This window comes from Cobetia sp. UIB-001 (assembly GCF_044789135.1).
GTDB classification, from domain to species: Bacteria; Pseudomonadota; Gammaproteobacteria; order Pseudomonadales; family Halomonadaceae; genus Cobetia; species Cobetia amphilecti.
Window position 1 is genome coordinate 240,919 of sequence record NZ_CP058244.1, and the last position, 12,410, is coordinate 253,328.

The 12,410-nt window shown below is 64.9% G+C and carries 12 protein-coding genes; 11 read left to right on the forward strand and 1 reads right to left on the reverse strand.

Going from position 1 to position 12,410, the window contains the following annotated elements; translation table 11 throughout:
• The first annotated feature begins 374 nt into the window (after positions 1-374).
• The 11 genes from HA399_RS01100 to HA399_RS01150 all read left to right on the forward strand — a co-directional run bounded on the left by HA399_RS01100 (position 375) and on the right by HA399_RS01150 (position 11,324).
• A complete protein-coding gene (locus tag HA399_RS01100) occupies positions 375-1,511 on the forward strand; it encodes a TRAP transporter substrate-binding protein (RefSeq protein ID WP_082388171.1) in 1,137 nt (378 codons plus the stop codon).
• A complete protein-coding gene (locus HA399_RS01105) occupies positions 1,508-2,239 on the forward strand; it encodes a TRAP transporter small permease subunit (RefSeq protein WP_404325735.1) in 732 nt (243 codons plus the stop codon). The genes HA399_RS01100 and HA399_RS01105 overlap by 4 nt, the downstream gene beginning before the upstream one ends.
• Entirely contained in the window at positions 2,229-3,578 is a 1,350-nt protein-coding gene (locus HA399_RS01110) for a TRAP transporter large permease subunit (protein WP_054555227.1), read from the forward strand. Before HA399_RS01105 ends, HA399_RS01110 begins: the two co-directional genes overlap by 11 nt.
• Positions 3,579-3,721: 143 nt before the next feature.
• A complete protein-coding gene (locus tag HA399_RS01115) occupies positions 3,722-4,345 on the forward strand; it encodes a hypothetical protein (RefSeq protein WP_054555228.1) in 624 nt (207 codons plus the stop codon).
• Positions 4,346-4,577: 232 nt separating this feature from the next.
• Positions 4,578-5,720, forward strand: a complete 1,143-nt coding sequence (locus HA399_RS01120) for a TauD/TfdA family dioxygenase (protein WP_404325737.1) — start codon at positions 4,578-4,580, stop codon at positions 5,718-5,720.
• Positions 5,717-6,337: an HD domain-containing protein gene (locus HA399_RS01125; RefSeq protein WP_404325738.1), complete on the forward strand. Its 621-nt coding sequence runs from the start codon at positions 5,717-5,719 to the stop codon at positions 6,335-6,337. The genes HA399_RS01120 and HA399_RS01125 overlap by 4 nt, the downstream gene beginning before the upstream one ends.
• A 209-nt stretch (positions 6,338-6,546) precedes the next feature.
• Positions 6,547-7,521 (forward strand): ABC transporter substrate-binding protein, encoded by a 975-nt coding sequence (locus HA399_RS01130; RefSeq protein ID WP_404325740.1) that lies wholly within the window; start codon positions 6,547-6,549, stop codon positions 7,519-7,521.
• 432 nt (positions 7,522-7,953) lie between these two features.
• On the forward strand, positions 7,954-8,811 hold the full coding sequence (locus HA399_RS01135; protein ID WP_216060190.1) for an amino acid ABC transporter ATP-binding protein: 858 nt from the start codon (positions 7,954-7,956) through the stop codon (positions 8,809-8,811).
• Positions 8,812-8,890: 79 nt separating this feature from the next.
• Entirely contained in the window at positions 8,891-9,757 is an 867-nt protein-coding gene (locus HA399_RS01140) for a transporter substrate-binding domain-containing protein (RefSeq protein WP_404325742.1), read from the forward strand.
• 96 nt (positions 9,758-9,853) lie between these two features.
• Positions 9,854-10,573, forward strand: coding sequence for an ABC transporter permease (locus HA399_RS01145; protein ID WP_404325743.1), 720 nt, complete (start codon positions 9,854-9,856; stop codon positions 10,571-10,573).
• A 1-nt stretch (position 10,574) separates the two neighbouring features.
• A complete protein-coding gene (locus HA399_RS01150) occupies positions 10,575-11,324 on the forward strand; it encodes an ABC transporter permease (protein ID WP_215823721.1) in 750 nt (249 codons plus the stop codon).
• A gap of 317 nt (positions 11,325-11,641) precedes the next feature.
• Here the strand turns inward: HA399_RS01150 and HA399_RS01155 are convergent, their stop codons facing one another.
• Positions 11,642-12,319, reverse strand: coding sequence for a TetR/AcrR family transcriptional regulator (locus tag HA399_RS01155; protein WP_404325745.1), 678 nt, complete (start codon positions 12,317-12,319; stop codon positions 11,642-11,644).
• Between the last annotated feature and the right edge of the window lie 91 nt (positions 12,320-12,410).

Genomic DNA, 12,410 nt, shown 5'->3' on the forward strand with positions numbered 1-12,410 from the left:
ACGCTTTGCGTTTCTCGCCAGCCCACGGCGTGCATACCCGCATGGGGTCTGCATTCCTCTATCGGCATATTCGACTGGAGTCGTAGACAGAATTCATGACAGCGCGCGACCTTGGTCGCAGCCTCGGCAGCTTGAGTGTCCGGCTTTCCGGACGCTGTCGTAAGCCGATGCTGCCGCGCGGGGCGCGGTGAGTCGCCTCGTGCGGGCCTTGCTCTCGTAGCTCTCTGAAATCATTGACGTTGTTGTGGCGTGGTCAGCCGCTTGCGTTGTCATTGGGTAAGTTGACGTAAGCGTCATCTTGCAACGTGGCTCATGTCCAGCAAGCCACAAGCCGTACGACCAGCGAGCACAACAACAAATCAGGGAGCCGCACCATGTCGCAACACGCCACGCCGTATCAATCGACGCCGACCCGCCGCCTGCGCCTCGGAGCTGCCATTGCGGCGGCCGTGGCCACCACCACCTTGATGGCCGCCGCGCCAGCCCAGGCGGAAGGGCCGAAACAGCTCGACGTCGCCAGTACCTTCTCGACCAAGAACTTCCTCGGTGCCGGTGCTGTGCGCCTGTCAGAGGAACTCAAGAGCGCGACCGGCGGCGAAGTCGGCCTGCGCGTGCACGAGCCGGGGGACCTGGTGCCGGCCTTCGAAGTCTTCAACTCCGTGTCTTCCGGTGCCATCCAGGCCGGTTGGGACTGGATGGGCTACTGGGCCGGCACGGTGCCGATCACCAACCTCTACGGCGCACTGCCGTTCGGCCCGAGCCCGGAAGCCTTCATGTCCTGGATGTGGGCCGGTGAGGGTACCGAGCTTGTGCAGGCCGCCTACGACCCCTACGGCGTGAAGGTGCTGCCGTGCTTCATCTCGCCGCAGGAAACCGGCGGCTGGTACAACAAGGAAATCAACTCGCCGGAGGACTTCAAGGGCCTGTCGATGCGCATCTCCGGCCTTGGCGCCAAGGTGCTCAACAAGCTGGGCGCTTCCACCCAGCTGGTGCCGGGCAGCGAGATCTACCTCGCGCTGGAGCGTGGCCGTGTCGATGCTACCGAGTTCTCGGTGCCGCAGGTCGATCAGGCGATGGGCTTCAATGAAGTCGCCAAGTACTACTACTTCCCGGGTTGGCACCAGAGCGCCAGCTGGTTCTCGCTGCTGATCAACCAGCAGGTATGGGACAGCTACAGCGATGAGCGCAAGGCGCAGTTCCAGACGGCCTGCCGCGCGACCCTGCAGTGGGCAATGGCCGAAGCGCCGCCGGCTCAGGTGCGTGCGATCCACGAGCTCGAGGAGAAAGGTGTCGAGGTCAAGCGCTTCCCGGAGCCGGTGATGACCGCGCTGCAGGAAGCCTGGGGTGAAGTGCTGGCCGAAGAGAAGCAGACCAATCCTGACTTCGCCAAGGCCTACGATTCGCTGATGAAGCACGCCGCACTGATCGACGAATGGTACGAGCTGCAGGCCATGCCGCAGCCGATGGCCATGAAGCAGGCAGACAACGCTGACGAGGGTAGCGCCCAATGACCGACCCCCGCCTTGCGCCCTGGCGGGCACAGGGCGGGGCGGTGTGTGACGCCCTGGGCCGACCGCTGGTCGGCCTGGGGCTGTGGGTGGGTCGCCTGACCAGCTGGTTGGGTCTGGCGATCATCCTGGCCGTGCTCACCACCGTCACGCTCAACGCCCTGGGCATCAATGAAATCGCCAACTGGGGGTCGCCCGACGTGCTGCTGTTCGGCACCGCGATCACCATCAATTCCGTCACCGAGTTGCAGTGGCACCTGTTCGGTCTGCTGACGCTCTTCGGTGGCACCTACGCCCTGCACAGCGATACGCATGTGCGGGTCGACCTGTTCTATCAGCGCCTCTCGCCGCGCGGACGCGCCGTGGTCGATATCCTCGGCCACCTCATCATGCTGATTCCCTTCTGCCTGCTGATCGCCTGGCTGTCCAAGCACTTCGTCACCATGTCCTACATGTCCGGCGAGAAGTCCAACTATGGCGGTCTGGTGGACCGTTACCTGATCAAGGCGATGCTGCCGACGGGGCTGGTGTTCCTCGCCCTCGGTGCGCTGGGGCAGATCTTCGAGAATCTGGCCTGCCTGTTCGACCCGGCGCGCACCCCCGAGCGCCTGAAAGACCACGAGATTGCCAGTCTGGCCTGCCTTGCGGATCAGCAGAACGCTGCGCAAGCGACCACCGACGCCACGGCACCCCAGAATCATGCAGACGGGAGCCATGACAATGCTCGCTGAATACGCTCTGCCCATCACCATGGTGGTGGCACTTCTGATCGGTATCTTCTCCGGCTACCCGGTGGCCTTTCTGCTCGGCGGGCTGGGCATCCTGTTCGCCTTCATCGGCGATATCCCGCTGCCGTTTCTCGGCACCGTCGGCTCGCGCATCTTCGGCGGCGTGATCGAGAACTGGCTGCTGATCGCGATTCCGCTGTTCGTGTTCATGGGGCTGATGCTGGAAAGCTCCGGCGTGGCGCGCAATCTGCTGATGACACTGCAGCGGCTGTTCGGTCGCGTGCATGGCGGTCTGGCCGTCTCGGTGGCGCTGCTGGGCGTGGTGATGGCCGCCAGTACCGGCATCATCGGTGCCTCGGTGGTCATGCTGGGCCTGCTGGCGCTGCCGGTGATGCTGGGGCAGGGCTACAAGGCCGAGATGGCCTGTGGGGTCATCGCGGCCTCCGGCACTCTGGGCATCCTGATTCCGCCCTCGATCATGCTGGTGCTGATGGGCTCCATCCTGCAGATCTCGGTGGGGGCGCTGTTCAAGGCGGCGCTGATTCCGGGGCTGATGCTCGGCGCGCTCTACGTCGCCTATCTGCTGATCACCGCCAAGCTGCGCCCGGACTGGGCACCGCTGCCGGACCAGTCGCTGCTCGGCACCGACAAGACGCCGCTGCCGCTGGCGTTGCTGCGTGACCTGCTCGGCCCGATGGTGCTGATCGTCGCGGTGCTGGGGTCGATCATGACCGGCATCGCCACGCCCACCGAGGCCGCGGCCATCGGCGCGGGTGGCAGTCTGCTGCTGGCGCTGGTGATGGGCGGGCTGTCCTTCTCCACCCTGCGCAACACGCTGCGCGATACCTCGCGCACCAGTGCGATGATCCTGTTCGTCGTCATCGGCGCGACCTGCTTCTCGGTGGTCTTCAAGCGCCTCGGCGGTGACTACCTGATCGAGGATGTCATCACCGGCACCGGCCTTGGCCCTTACGGCCTGCTGTTGCTGCTGATGGGGCTGATCTTCGTGCTCGGCTTCTTCCTCGAGTGGATCGAGATCAGCTTCGTGGTGCTGCCGCTGGTGGCGCCGGTGGTCGAGGCGCTGGACTTCGGGCTCGGGCTTTCCGGCCAGGGGCTGCTGGTGTGGTTCGCGATTCTGGTGGCCATCAACCTGCAGACGAGTTTCCTGACGCCACCCTTCGGCTATGCGTTGTTCTACCTCAAGGGCATCACCGCCGGGCAGGTGTCCATCGGCACCATCTATCGCTCGATTCTGCCCTTCGTCGGCCTGCAGCTGGCGGGTCTGATCCTGTGCATGCTGTTCCCGGCGCTGGTGCTGTGGCTGCCGGGGCTGATGCCCTGACCCACGCCACTCGAGGCATCACAGGGAGGTGATGTCTGGGTAAGCAGAGAGCAGAGCAGAGGGTTGAGCAAAGAGCTGAGCAGCGCAGCGCGGCATGAGGCACGCAGGGGCGACCCTTCGGGGGTTCTATCAGGGAGAATGAGATGCTGCCACGACGCAGGGTATTGATCGCGGGGCAGGGGGAGTGGCTGGAGGCCATGGCGCGCACCTTCCTGGAAGATGGCGCCATCATCGCCCTGATGGGCACCGCGCCGGCGGACCTCGAACGCGTGCTGGATGCACTGGGCGGCGAGCAGTCGGATCGCTTCGGCCAGGTGGTCGGCGAGGGCTGCTTCGAGACACTGGTGGCGCGTCTCGGACGCCTCGACGTACTGGTCTGCATGCCGCCGCAGGCCATGGCCGGGCAGTCGCTGGAAGCCTGCCTGGTCGCGCAGGTCGCCGGCCCCGGCGCCTTGCTCAAGGCGGCCTGTGCGCGCATGTTGCGCCACGGCGGACGCCTGTTGGCCGTGGCGCCACCGCTGCCTTCGCAGCCGTCCTCGTCGCTGTCCTCGCAGCTATCCTCTCAAGAGCATCACGGCACTGCCATGGCACAGGCGGCGCTGAGTGAGTTGATCCAGCGGCTGGCATCCCGCGCGCCGGACAAGGTACGCGCCAATCTGCTGTGCCCCGAGGGCAGCCGACCGGACGCCGTGGCGGAATGCGCGCGCTTTCTGGCCGGTGGCGCCGGGCGCTCCCTCAATGGTCAGGTGCTGCACCTGAGCGACTGATCTCCCGATAGACGTTTTACAACACAAGCGGCCGTGGCATTGCCACGGCCGCTTGTTGTCGTCTGCTGGTCTGACATATGGCCAATTTGATCAAATATACGTCCAATAATATCAACCCGCTCTGGCTGAAGTGATTAAGGTAGAAGGAGACTCAGCGTCGCACCAGCATCCGCGAGCAGGTACCTGACCAGTAAGACAACAGTGCCGCTCCCTCAGCCGTGGAGATCATCGAGTGCCCAGCAGCCCGCATTCCGTCAGCCTGAAAGACCATGGACAACAACTGCACCTGAACCACCCCGAGGGCGATCTGACCCTCGAGGCGCTCTGGCTGCGTGAGCGGAGTCCCGATGAAACGACGCTCGACTCCCTCACCGGTCAGCGCCTGATCGAGGCGGCGGACCTGCCGCTGGACCTGAGCCTGACTCAGGCACAGCTGGATGGCGACATGCTGTCGCTGGCTTTCAGTGACGGCCATGCGGCGAGCTTCTCGCTGGCGGCCCTGCTGGCGGAGTGTCAGCCCTCCGAGGCCTATCAGGGCATGACCTTCTGGCAGGGGAGTCTCGCCCAGCTGCCCGAGGCCGACTTCGCTGCGGCGCTGGAGGATGACGCGGCCTTGCTGGACATGCTCGAGCAGTTGCAGCGCTTCGGCTTCGTGCGGGTCAGCGGCGTGCCGGACACGGAGGACGGCATGCAGGGGCTGATCCACCGTATCGGGCCGCTGCGGCGCACCAACTGGGGCGGTATCGCCGACGTGAAATCCGTCGCCAATGCCTATGACCTCACGATGACCCAGCGCGGGCTGGAGCCGCATACCGACAATCCCTATCGCGATCCGATTCCGGGCTATATCTGGCTGCACTGTCTGTGCAACGCGGCCCAGGGCGGCGACAGCATGCTGGTGGATGGCTTCAGCGCGGCGGAGCACCTGCGCCGTGAAGACCCCGAGGCCTTCGCCTGCCTGACAGAAGTCAGCCCCGGCTTCCGTTATCACGACGCCACCACGCGCCTGGAGAGCGAAGGCCCGCTGATCGAGCTGGACAGCCGTGGTCAGGTCGCCCGGGTACGCTTCTCCAACCGCACCGAGCGGGTGCCGGCGCTGCCCGGCGCGACCCTTCGTCGCTACTACGCTGCCCGCCAGGCGTTCTATCGCCTGATCTCCGGTGACGACTTCACGTTGCATCTCAAGCTGGCACCGGGCCAGATGCTGATCATGGACAACTACCGGCTGTTCCATGGCCGCAGCGCCTTCCAACTGGAGGGCGGCATCCGCCATATGCGCCAGGGCTATGTGGACCGCGACTCCACCGCCAGCCGCCGCCTGCTGCTGGCCGATCAGCTCGCCGGTCAGTTCGCCAATGAGGAGGCCAGCGCATGAGCGAGCAGGCCCGCTTCCGCAGCTTCGAGGAAAGCACGCATGCCGAGTGGGCGCTGATCGATGCGCGCTTCCGGGAATATCAGTCCGATGCCTGCCGGCGTGTGCTTGAGCATCTGGGGCGCCTCAAGGGCGATCACCACGGCTATCCGGTCGATCGCTACGAACACTGTCTGCAGACCGCCACCCGCGCGCTGCGCGCCGGCGCCGATGAGGAGATGGTGGTCTGCGCGCTGCTGCATGACATCGGCGACGACCTCGCACCGGCCAATCATGCCGAGATCGCCGCCGGTATCCTCGAGCCGTTCATCGACCCGCTGAGCACCTGGATGATTCGTCATCACGAGCTGTTCCAGGGCTATCACTACCGCGAATTCTTCGGTCAGGACCGCCACGCCCGCGAGGCACATGCCGGGCATCCCGCCTATGAGCGCACCGTGCGCTTCTGTGATGAGTGGGACCAGACCAGCTTCGACCCCGAATACGACACCCTGCCGCTGGAGCATTTCATCCCGATGCTGGAGCGGGTGATGGCGCGCGCGCCCTTCGGCGGCTTGCCGGATCTGGTGCCGGAGCCAGAACTTGAGAAGGGCCAGGTCAGGCAGGCCAGTGCTCGCTGAAGGCGTACTCTGCCTGAGGGTAAAGTTACAAAGAATCAATCGCTTGCGGCGAATTCAGCGACGCAGCAGGGCGGAGAAGACACAAGCGCCGACAACGACAACGACAGCGCCGTGAGCGATGGACACGCACGACGACCGCCATATACGAAGCCTTTCAGCCCCGACAACAACAAGGCCCGGCGCGACCGGAACCGACAAGGAAAGACACGATGACCACCACCCCGTACCCTCTGACACCTACGACGAAACACGGCGCCCGCCGTGGTCTGCTTGCCCTCGCGACCCTGCTGCTTAGCACGGCTAGCCTGGCAGCCTCGGCCCAGGACAAGGATGACGAGCTGACGCTGATCGTGCCGCCGTGGCCCGGCGTCACCGTCAAGAGCGAGATCGTCGCCCAGATTCTCGCCCCGCTGGGTTACGACGTGGAGCGACAGGAAGTCAGCTCCACCGTCGGCTACAACACCCTGACCACCGGCGACAGCGACGCCTTCCTCGCTGGCTGGCTGCCTGCCCAGCAAGACAGTTATGACGCGGCCATGGCCGCCGGTGCGATCACCGATCTCGGCAACAACGTCACCGGCGCCCGCATGGGCTTCGCGGTGCCGGGCTATGTCTACGAGGCCGGCATCCACAGCGCCGCGGACCTTGCCGCCCACGCCGAGCAATTCGACGAGACCGTCTACTCCATCGAAAGCGGCTCCACCGTCAGCGACATGCTCAATGGCGCCATCGACAATGATGTCTATGGCCTGGGCGACTGGGATGCGATGGAGTCCTCGACGCCCGGCATGCTCAGCGAGGTGCGTGCCGCCCAGCGCGAGCAACGCTGGATCGCCTTCTACGGCTGGACACCGCACTGGATGGTGCCGGAATTCGACACCCATATCCTGGAGGATCCGGAGTCGGTGTTCGGCCCCGACAATGGCGCCAGTGACGTCAAGACCGTCGTGCGTTCCGCCTACGCCGAAGCCAATCCCAACCTCGCCCGCTTCCTCGATCAGCTGGTCTTCAGCTCCGAAGAGCAGAGCGGCTTCATCCTCGACTACAGCCTGAAGGAGCGTGACCTCGATGAGGTGGCGCACGACTGGCTGGCCGCCAATCCGGACCGGCTGGCGGAATTTCTCGCCGACGTGACCACGCGCGATGGCGAGGATGCCCTGGCCGCCGTGAAGGCCAGCCTGTGAGGCTGACCTAGCCTTGCTGCCGCCTTGACTGCGTGGGCGGGCGCCGAGGGATGGCTCCCGCCCTCGGCCTCGTATTGTCTAAGCCTCGTAGCGCCCAGGCCACGTCGCGTCCAGGACGCGCAATCAGTGAGCCACGACCCTGCTTGCCATGCCTCAGGCGTGGAAAGTCGCAATGTGGAACGCCTCTTGCTATACAAGTGTATCAATAGTCGTTCGCTCGATTGCAGCTCGATCACCGATTGCGCAGCCCGCCGCGGCCCGCAGCGGCAAGACAGGCGTCATCCGCGCATCGTCCGTCAGGCCCGGCAGCAACACGCCGCACCAGCAGGGTGCGTCACGCCGCTAGCGGCTGCACGATCGCCCATTTCACGCCCGCCACAGCCACCCACTTGTGAGTCGCTCATGACTATCTCGCCCTCGAACGTATCTCCCATGACCCGCTCGAAGAATGCAGACAGTGACGGCATCTCCCAGCCTCAGCAGGCGCGCCCGGACGGCCAGGCCAGACCCGCGCGCGCTGCCTCGAATCGGGTCGTCGTCGAAGCCAGCAACATCGTCAAGCACTACGGTGATCTGGCGGTGCTGCACGACGTGTCCTTGCGGGTGAAGGAAGGCACCGTCACCACCATCATCGGCGCCAGTGGCTCCGGCAAGAGCACCTTGCTGCGCTGCATGAACCTGCTCGAGCGCCCCGATCGGGGCGAGCTGTCGATCGCCGATGAGCATGTGCGCTTCGACCGCGACAGCCGTGGCGGCCTCATCGGGCTCGACCGTCGTCAGATCCAGCGCCTGCGCTCCAAGGTCACCATGGTCTTCCAGCAGTTCAATCTGTGGCCGCACCTGACCGTGCTTGGCAATGTCACCGAGGCGCCGATGCGCGTGAAGGGCATGTCACGCCGTGAGGCGACGCGTATCGCGGAGCACTATCTGGAACGTGTCGGCATGCTGGAGCGCGCCGACAGCTATCCGGCCTTTCTCTCCGGCGGCCAGCAGCAACGGGTCGCGATCGCGCGTGCGCTGGCGATGGAGCCGCGCGTGCTGCTCTTCGATGAGCCGACCTCGGCGCTGGACCCGGAGCGGGTCAGTGAAGTGCTTGGCGTCATCCGCAGCCTCGCCGATGAGGGCCGCACCATGCTGATGGTGACCCACGAGATGGCCTTCGCCAGAGAAGTCTCCGATCAGATCGTGTTCCTCGATGAGGGCAGGGTAGGCGTGGCCGGAAGCCCGGCGGAGGTCTTCGAGCAGACCGAGCACGAGCGCTGCCGCCGCTTCATCGCACCGGCCGCCTGAGCCCCGCCTGCATCACCCCGGCATGGACCTCCCCGCCATGACGTAGATGAACCCACAACAACAGCCAGGAGATGGCCTGATGACCTTGATGAACGACGCTGGATTCGCTGCCAAGACACCTTCACTGACCGCGCGCGGAACGCGTTCTGCCTCTGATTCCACTTCCACCTCTGCGCTGCGCAAGCTGGCTGGCGCCCTGATGATGGGGGGACTGACGCTGGGCGCCGCTCAGGTGCATGCCGCCGACACCCTCAAGATCGGTATCTCCGCGGAACCTTACCCGCCCTTCACCTACACCTCCGCCAGCGGCGAGTGGACCGGCTTCGAGGTCGAGCTGGCCGAGGCGATCTGTGACGCCATGCAGCGTGAGTGCGAGATCACCCCGACCGGCTGGAGCGGCATCATCCCTTCGCTGAAGGCCGGCCGCATCGACATGATCATGAATTCGATGACCATCACCAAGGCCCGCGAGAAGGTCATCGACTTCAGCATCCCCTACTACAACTCGCCCGGCGCCTACGTGGCCGCCAAGGATCTCGAACTCGAGATTCCGGACGGCCTCGACGGCAAGATTCTCGGCACCCAGGCGGCGACCACCCACGCCAACTTCGCGCGTCGAGCGCTGCGCAGCACCGGCGTCGATGTGCGCCTGTATGACCAGCAGGAGCAGGTCAACAGTGACCTGCTGTCCGGGCGCGTGGACGTGATTCTGGCCGACGAGATCGCCATGAGCGCACTGGTCAAGCGTGACGAGGCCAGCAACTTCGAGATCAAGGCGACCACGCCGCAGCACGAGGCCTACGGCATCGGTGCCGGCGTCGGGGTACGCAAGGAAGATGGCGCGCTGAAAGAGGCGCTCGATGGCGCCATCCATCAGGTCTATGCGGACGGCACCTGCACGGTGCTCTCGAACAAGTACTTCGATACCGACGTCTGCCTGGGCTGATCCTGCGCGTGCTGGCCGGACGGCTGAGGTCGCCCGGTCAGCACGCCTCGCGTATCGCATCCGCCATTTCCTACTGATACGAGAAGGACGCTGATCATGTCCCAGTTCGCCCAGGAAGGGCTCGCCGATTGGGTAGCCCCGATACTCGCCGGTGCAGTCACCACCCTGCAGATCGCCTTCGCCGCCTACGCCATCGGCTTGCTGCTCGGGCTGGTGGGGGCGGCGTCACGACTCAGCCCCTGGGCGCCGCTGCGCGCGCTGGCCACCAGCTATTCGACGGCCGTGCGTGCGGTGCCGGAACTGCTGCTGATCATCCTGCTGTACTACGGCGGCTCCCAGGCGCTCACCGCCCTGATGAATGCGCTGGGTGTCGCGGGCAAGGTCGAGATCAGCGGCTTCGTCACCGCCGTCGGCGTGCTGGCCTTCGTGCAGGGCGCCTACATGACCGAAGTCTTTCGCGGCGCCATCCTGGCCATTCCCAAGGGCCAGCTGGAAGCGGCCGATGCCTACGGCTTCTCGCCCATGACGCGCTTTCGCTACATCACGCTGCCGGGCATGTTGCCCAACGCACTGCCGGGCATGTCCAACCTGTGGCTGATCCTGATCAAGGACACCGCCCTGATCAGCGTCATCGGCTTCAGCGAGCTGTTCTTCACCGTGCAACAGGCGGCCGCCAGCTCGCGCGCCTACTTCCTGTTCTACAGCGTGGCGGGGCTGCTCTATCTGCTGATGACCTTGACCTCGAGCGCCGCGTTCAGTCGTCTGGAGCGCTACGTGCGCCGCGGCGAACCCGATATTTCAGCCCAGGAGGCGTGATATGGATTTCAGCTGGTTATCGGACCCCTATTATCAGGAATCGCTGTGGACAGGGCTGATCAATACCCTGGTGCTGCTGGTGGTGTCAGCCGTGCTCGGCTTCACGCTGGCGGTCGGCATGGCGATGGCGCGCATCAAGGGCCCCAGGCCGCTCGCCTGGCTGGCCAGCGGCGTCTCCATCGTGATGCGTGGCACGCCCCTGCTGGTGCAGCTGTTCTTCTTCTATTACGGCATCGGCCGGCTGCTGGAGGGCATTCCCGGCATTCGCGAGAGCATGTTCTGGGGCATCCTGCGTGATCCGTTCTTCTACGCCACCCTGACCTTCACCCTCTCGGTGGGCGCCTACTCCGGTGAAGTCCTGCGCGGGGCGCTGCTCAGCGTGCCGCCGGGCGAGCGGGAAGCGGGGCGTGCCTTCGGCATGGGGCCGTTTCAGGTCTTCAGTCGCCTGTGGCTGCCGCGCGCCATCCAGCTGTGCCTGCCGACCCTGACCGGCGAGATGATCCTGCTGCTCAAGTCGGTGCCGCTGGTCTCGACGATCGCCATGATGGACCTGCTGCAGGTCGCCAACATCATCCGCGACGAGAACTTCCTCACCTACGAGCCGCTGCTGTTCATCGGCGCCATCTACCTCGTGCTGACCATCCTGCTGACCCTGTGCCTGCGCCAGGTCGAACTCAACTTCCCCGGCGTACGCGCCCAGGCACGCAGCGGCGGGTGGCTGTCGCGCCTGCGTCAGCCAAGGCCCGCTTGAGGCCACTCGCCTGGCGGGCATTGCTCACTTTCCGCAGAAAGCACACAAAGACGCCGAGTCAGTCGACTCGGCGTCTTTGTGTCAGTGGGCCGATGATCAGGCCCCGAAGCCAGCAAGCTTTCTCACTGGCACCGAAATCTGCAAGCTCTCCAACTGGCACCGAAGCCGGCAAGCTTTCTAACTGGTACCGAAGCCAGCAAGCTTTCTAACTGGCTCCGAAGCCAGCAAGCTTTCTAACTTGCCCCGAAGCCAGCAAGCTCTCTAACTTGCCCCGAAGCCAGCAAGCTTTCTAACTGGCACCGAAACCTGCCAGCTCTCTAACTTGCCCCGAAGCCGGCAAGAAAGACGCGCACACAGCGTCTGACATGTGGGCGGAGTTGTTCGGGGCTTGCGGTGTCGGGTGGGCAGCCGAGCAGGGCGTCGACATGCAGCGGGTTGAGCAGCATGCCGGTGAGCAGGTTGGCGGCGGCCAGTGGTTCCTGGCCGAGGCCGGTGGACGGCAGGTGGCCCTGGGCGACCTGACGCGACAGGTAGCCTGCCAGGCGTTGTCGGGTCAGCTTGGGGCCGTTGTCGAGGAACAGCTTGCCGAGCTGCGGGTTGCGGCCGCTCTCGAAGGCGAGGCCACGGAACAGGCGGATCAGTTCCGGCGCGAGGGCCAGCGTCAGCATCGCCATGCCGAAGTCTTCCAGCGCTTCCTCGACACTGCGTGTCTCGTTGGCTTCGTGGTCCATCACCGACCACACCGTCTGCGCCTCCTGCTGCATCACGGCCAGAAACAGGCCGTCCTTGTTGCCGAAATTACGATACAGCGTTGCCAGTGATCCGCCGGCCTGCCGAGCGATCTCATTGATGCTGGTCGCGGCGAAGCCGTGTTCGAGGAAATGTTCGCGCGCGACTTCCAGCTGGCGTTTGCGGCGTGCTTCCCCGCGCGGTGAGGCGCGAGTCGTGGTGCTTCCCGAGTCAGGGGCGGTCTCTGATGAGGGCGAATCAGTCATGTGAGTGTCCTGTCTGTGATCCGGAAACCGCCTGAAACAGGCAAGGTTGCGATATTGCGAACGAGAGACGCTGTCTGTCGAAACTGTCGGG

What these genes read in the sequence shown, in the direction of transcription:
- HA399_RS01100 (WP_082388171.1), top strand. Translation starts at nt 375, where the DNA reads ATGTCGCAACACGCCACGCCGTATCAATCGACGCCGACCCGCCGCCTG.
- HA399_RS01105 (WP_404325735.1), top strand. Translation starts at nt 1,508, where the DNA reads ATGACCGACCCCCGCCTTGCGCCCTGGCGGGCACAGGGCGGGGCGGTG.
- HA399_RS01110 (WP_054555227.1), top strand. Translation starts at nt 2,229, where the DNA reads ATGCTCGCTGAATACGCTCTGCCCATCACCATGGTGGTGGCACTTCTG.
- HA399_RS01115 (WP_054555228.1), top strand. Translation starts at nt 3,722, where the DNA reads ATGCTGCCACGACGCAGGGTATTGATCGCGGGGCAGGGGGAGTGGCTG.
- HA399_RS01125 (WP_404325738.1), top strand. Translation starts at nt 5,717, where the DNA reads ATGAGCGAGCAGGCCCGCTTCCGCAGCTTCGAGGAAAGCACGCATGCC.
- HA399_RS01130 (WP_404325740.1), top strand. Translation starts at nt 6,547, where the DNA reads ATGACCACCACCCCGTACCCTCTGACACCTACGACGAAACACGGCGCC.
- HA399_RS01135 (WP_216060190.1), top strand. Translation starts at nt 7,954, where the DNA reads ATGACCCGCTCGAAGAATGCAGACAGTGACGGCATCTCCCAGCCTCAG.
- HA399_RS01140 (WP_404325742.1), top strand. Translation starts at nt 8,891, where the DNA reads ATGACCTTGATGAACGACGCTGGATTCGCTGCCAAGACACCTTCACTG.
- HA399_RS01145 (WP_404325743.1), top strand. Translation starts at nt 9,854, where the DNA reads ATGTCCCAGTTCGCCCAGGAAGGGCTCGCCGATTGGGTAGCCCCGATA.
- HA399_RS01150 (WP_215823721.1), top strand. Translation starts at nt 10,575, where the DNA reads ATGGATTTCAGCTGGTTATCGGACCCCTATTATCAGGAATCGCTGTGG.
- HA399_RS01155 (WP_404325745.1), bottom strand. Translation starts at nt 12,319, where the DNA reads ATGACTGATTCGCCCTCATCAGAGACCGCCCCTGACTCGGGAAGCACC.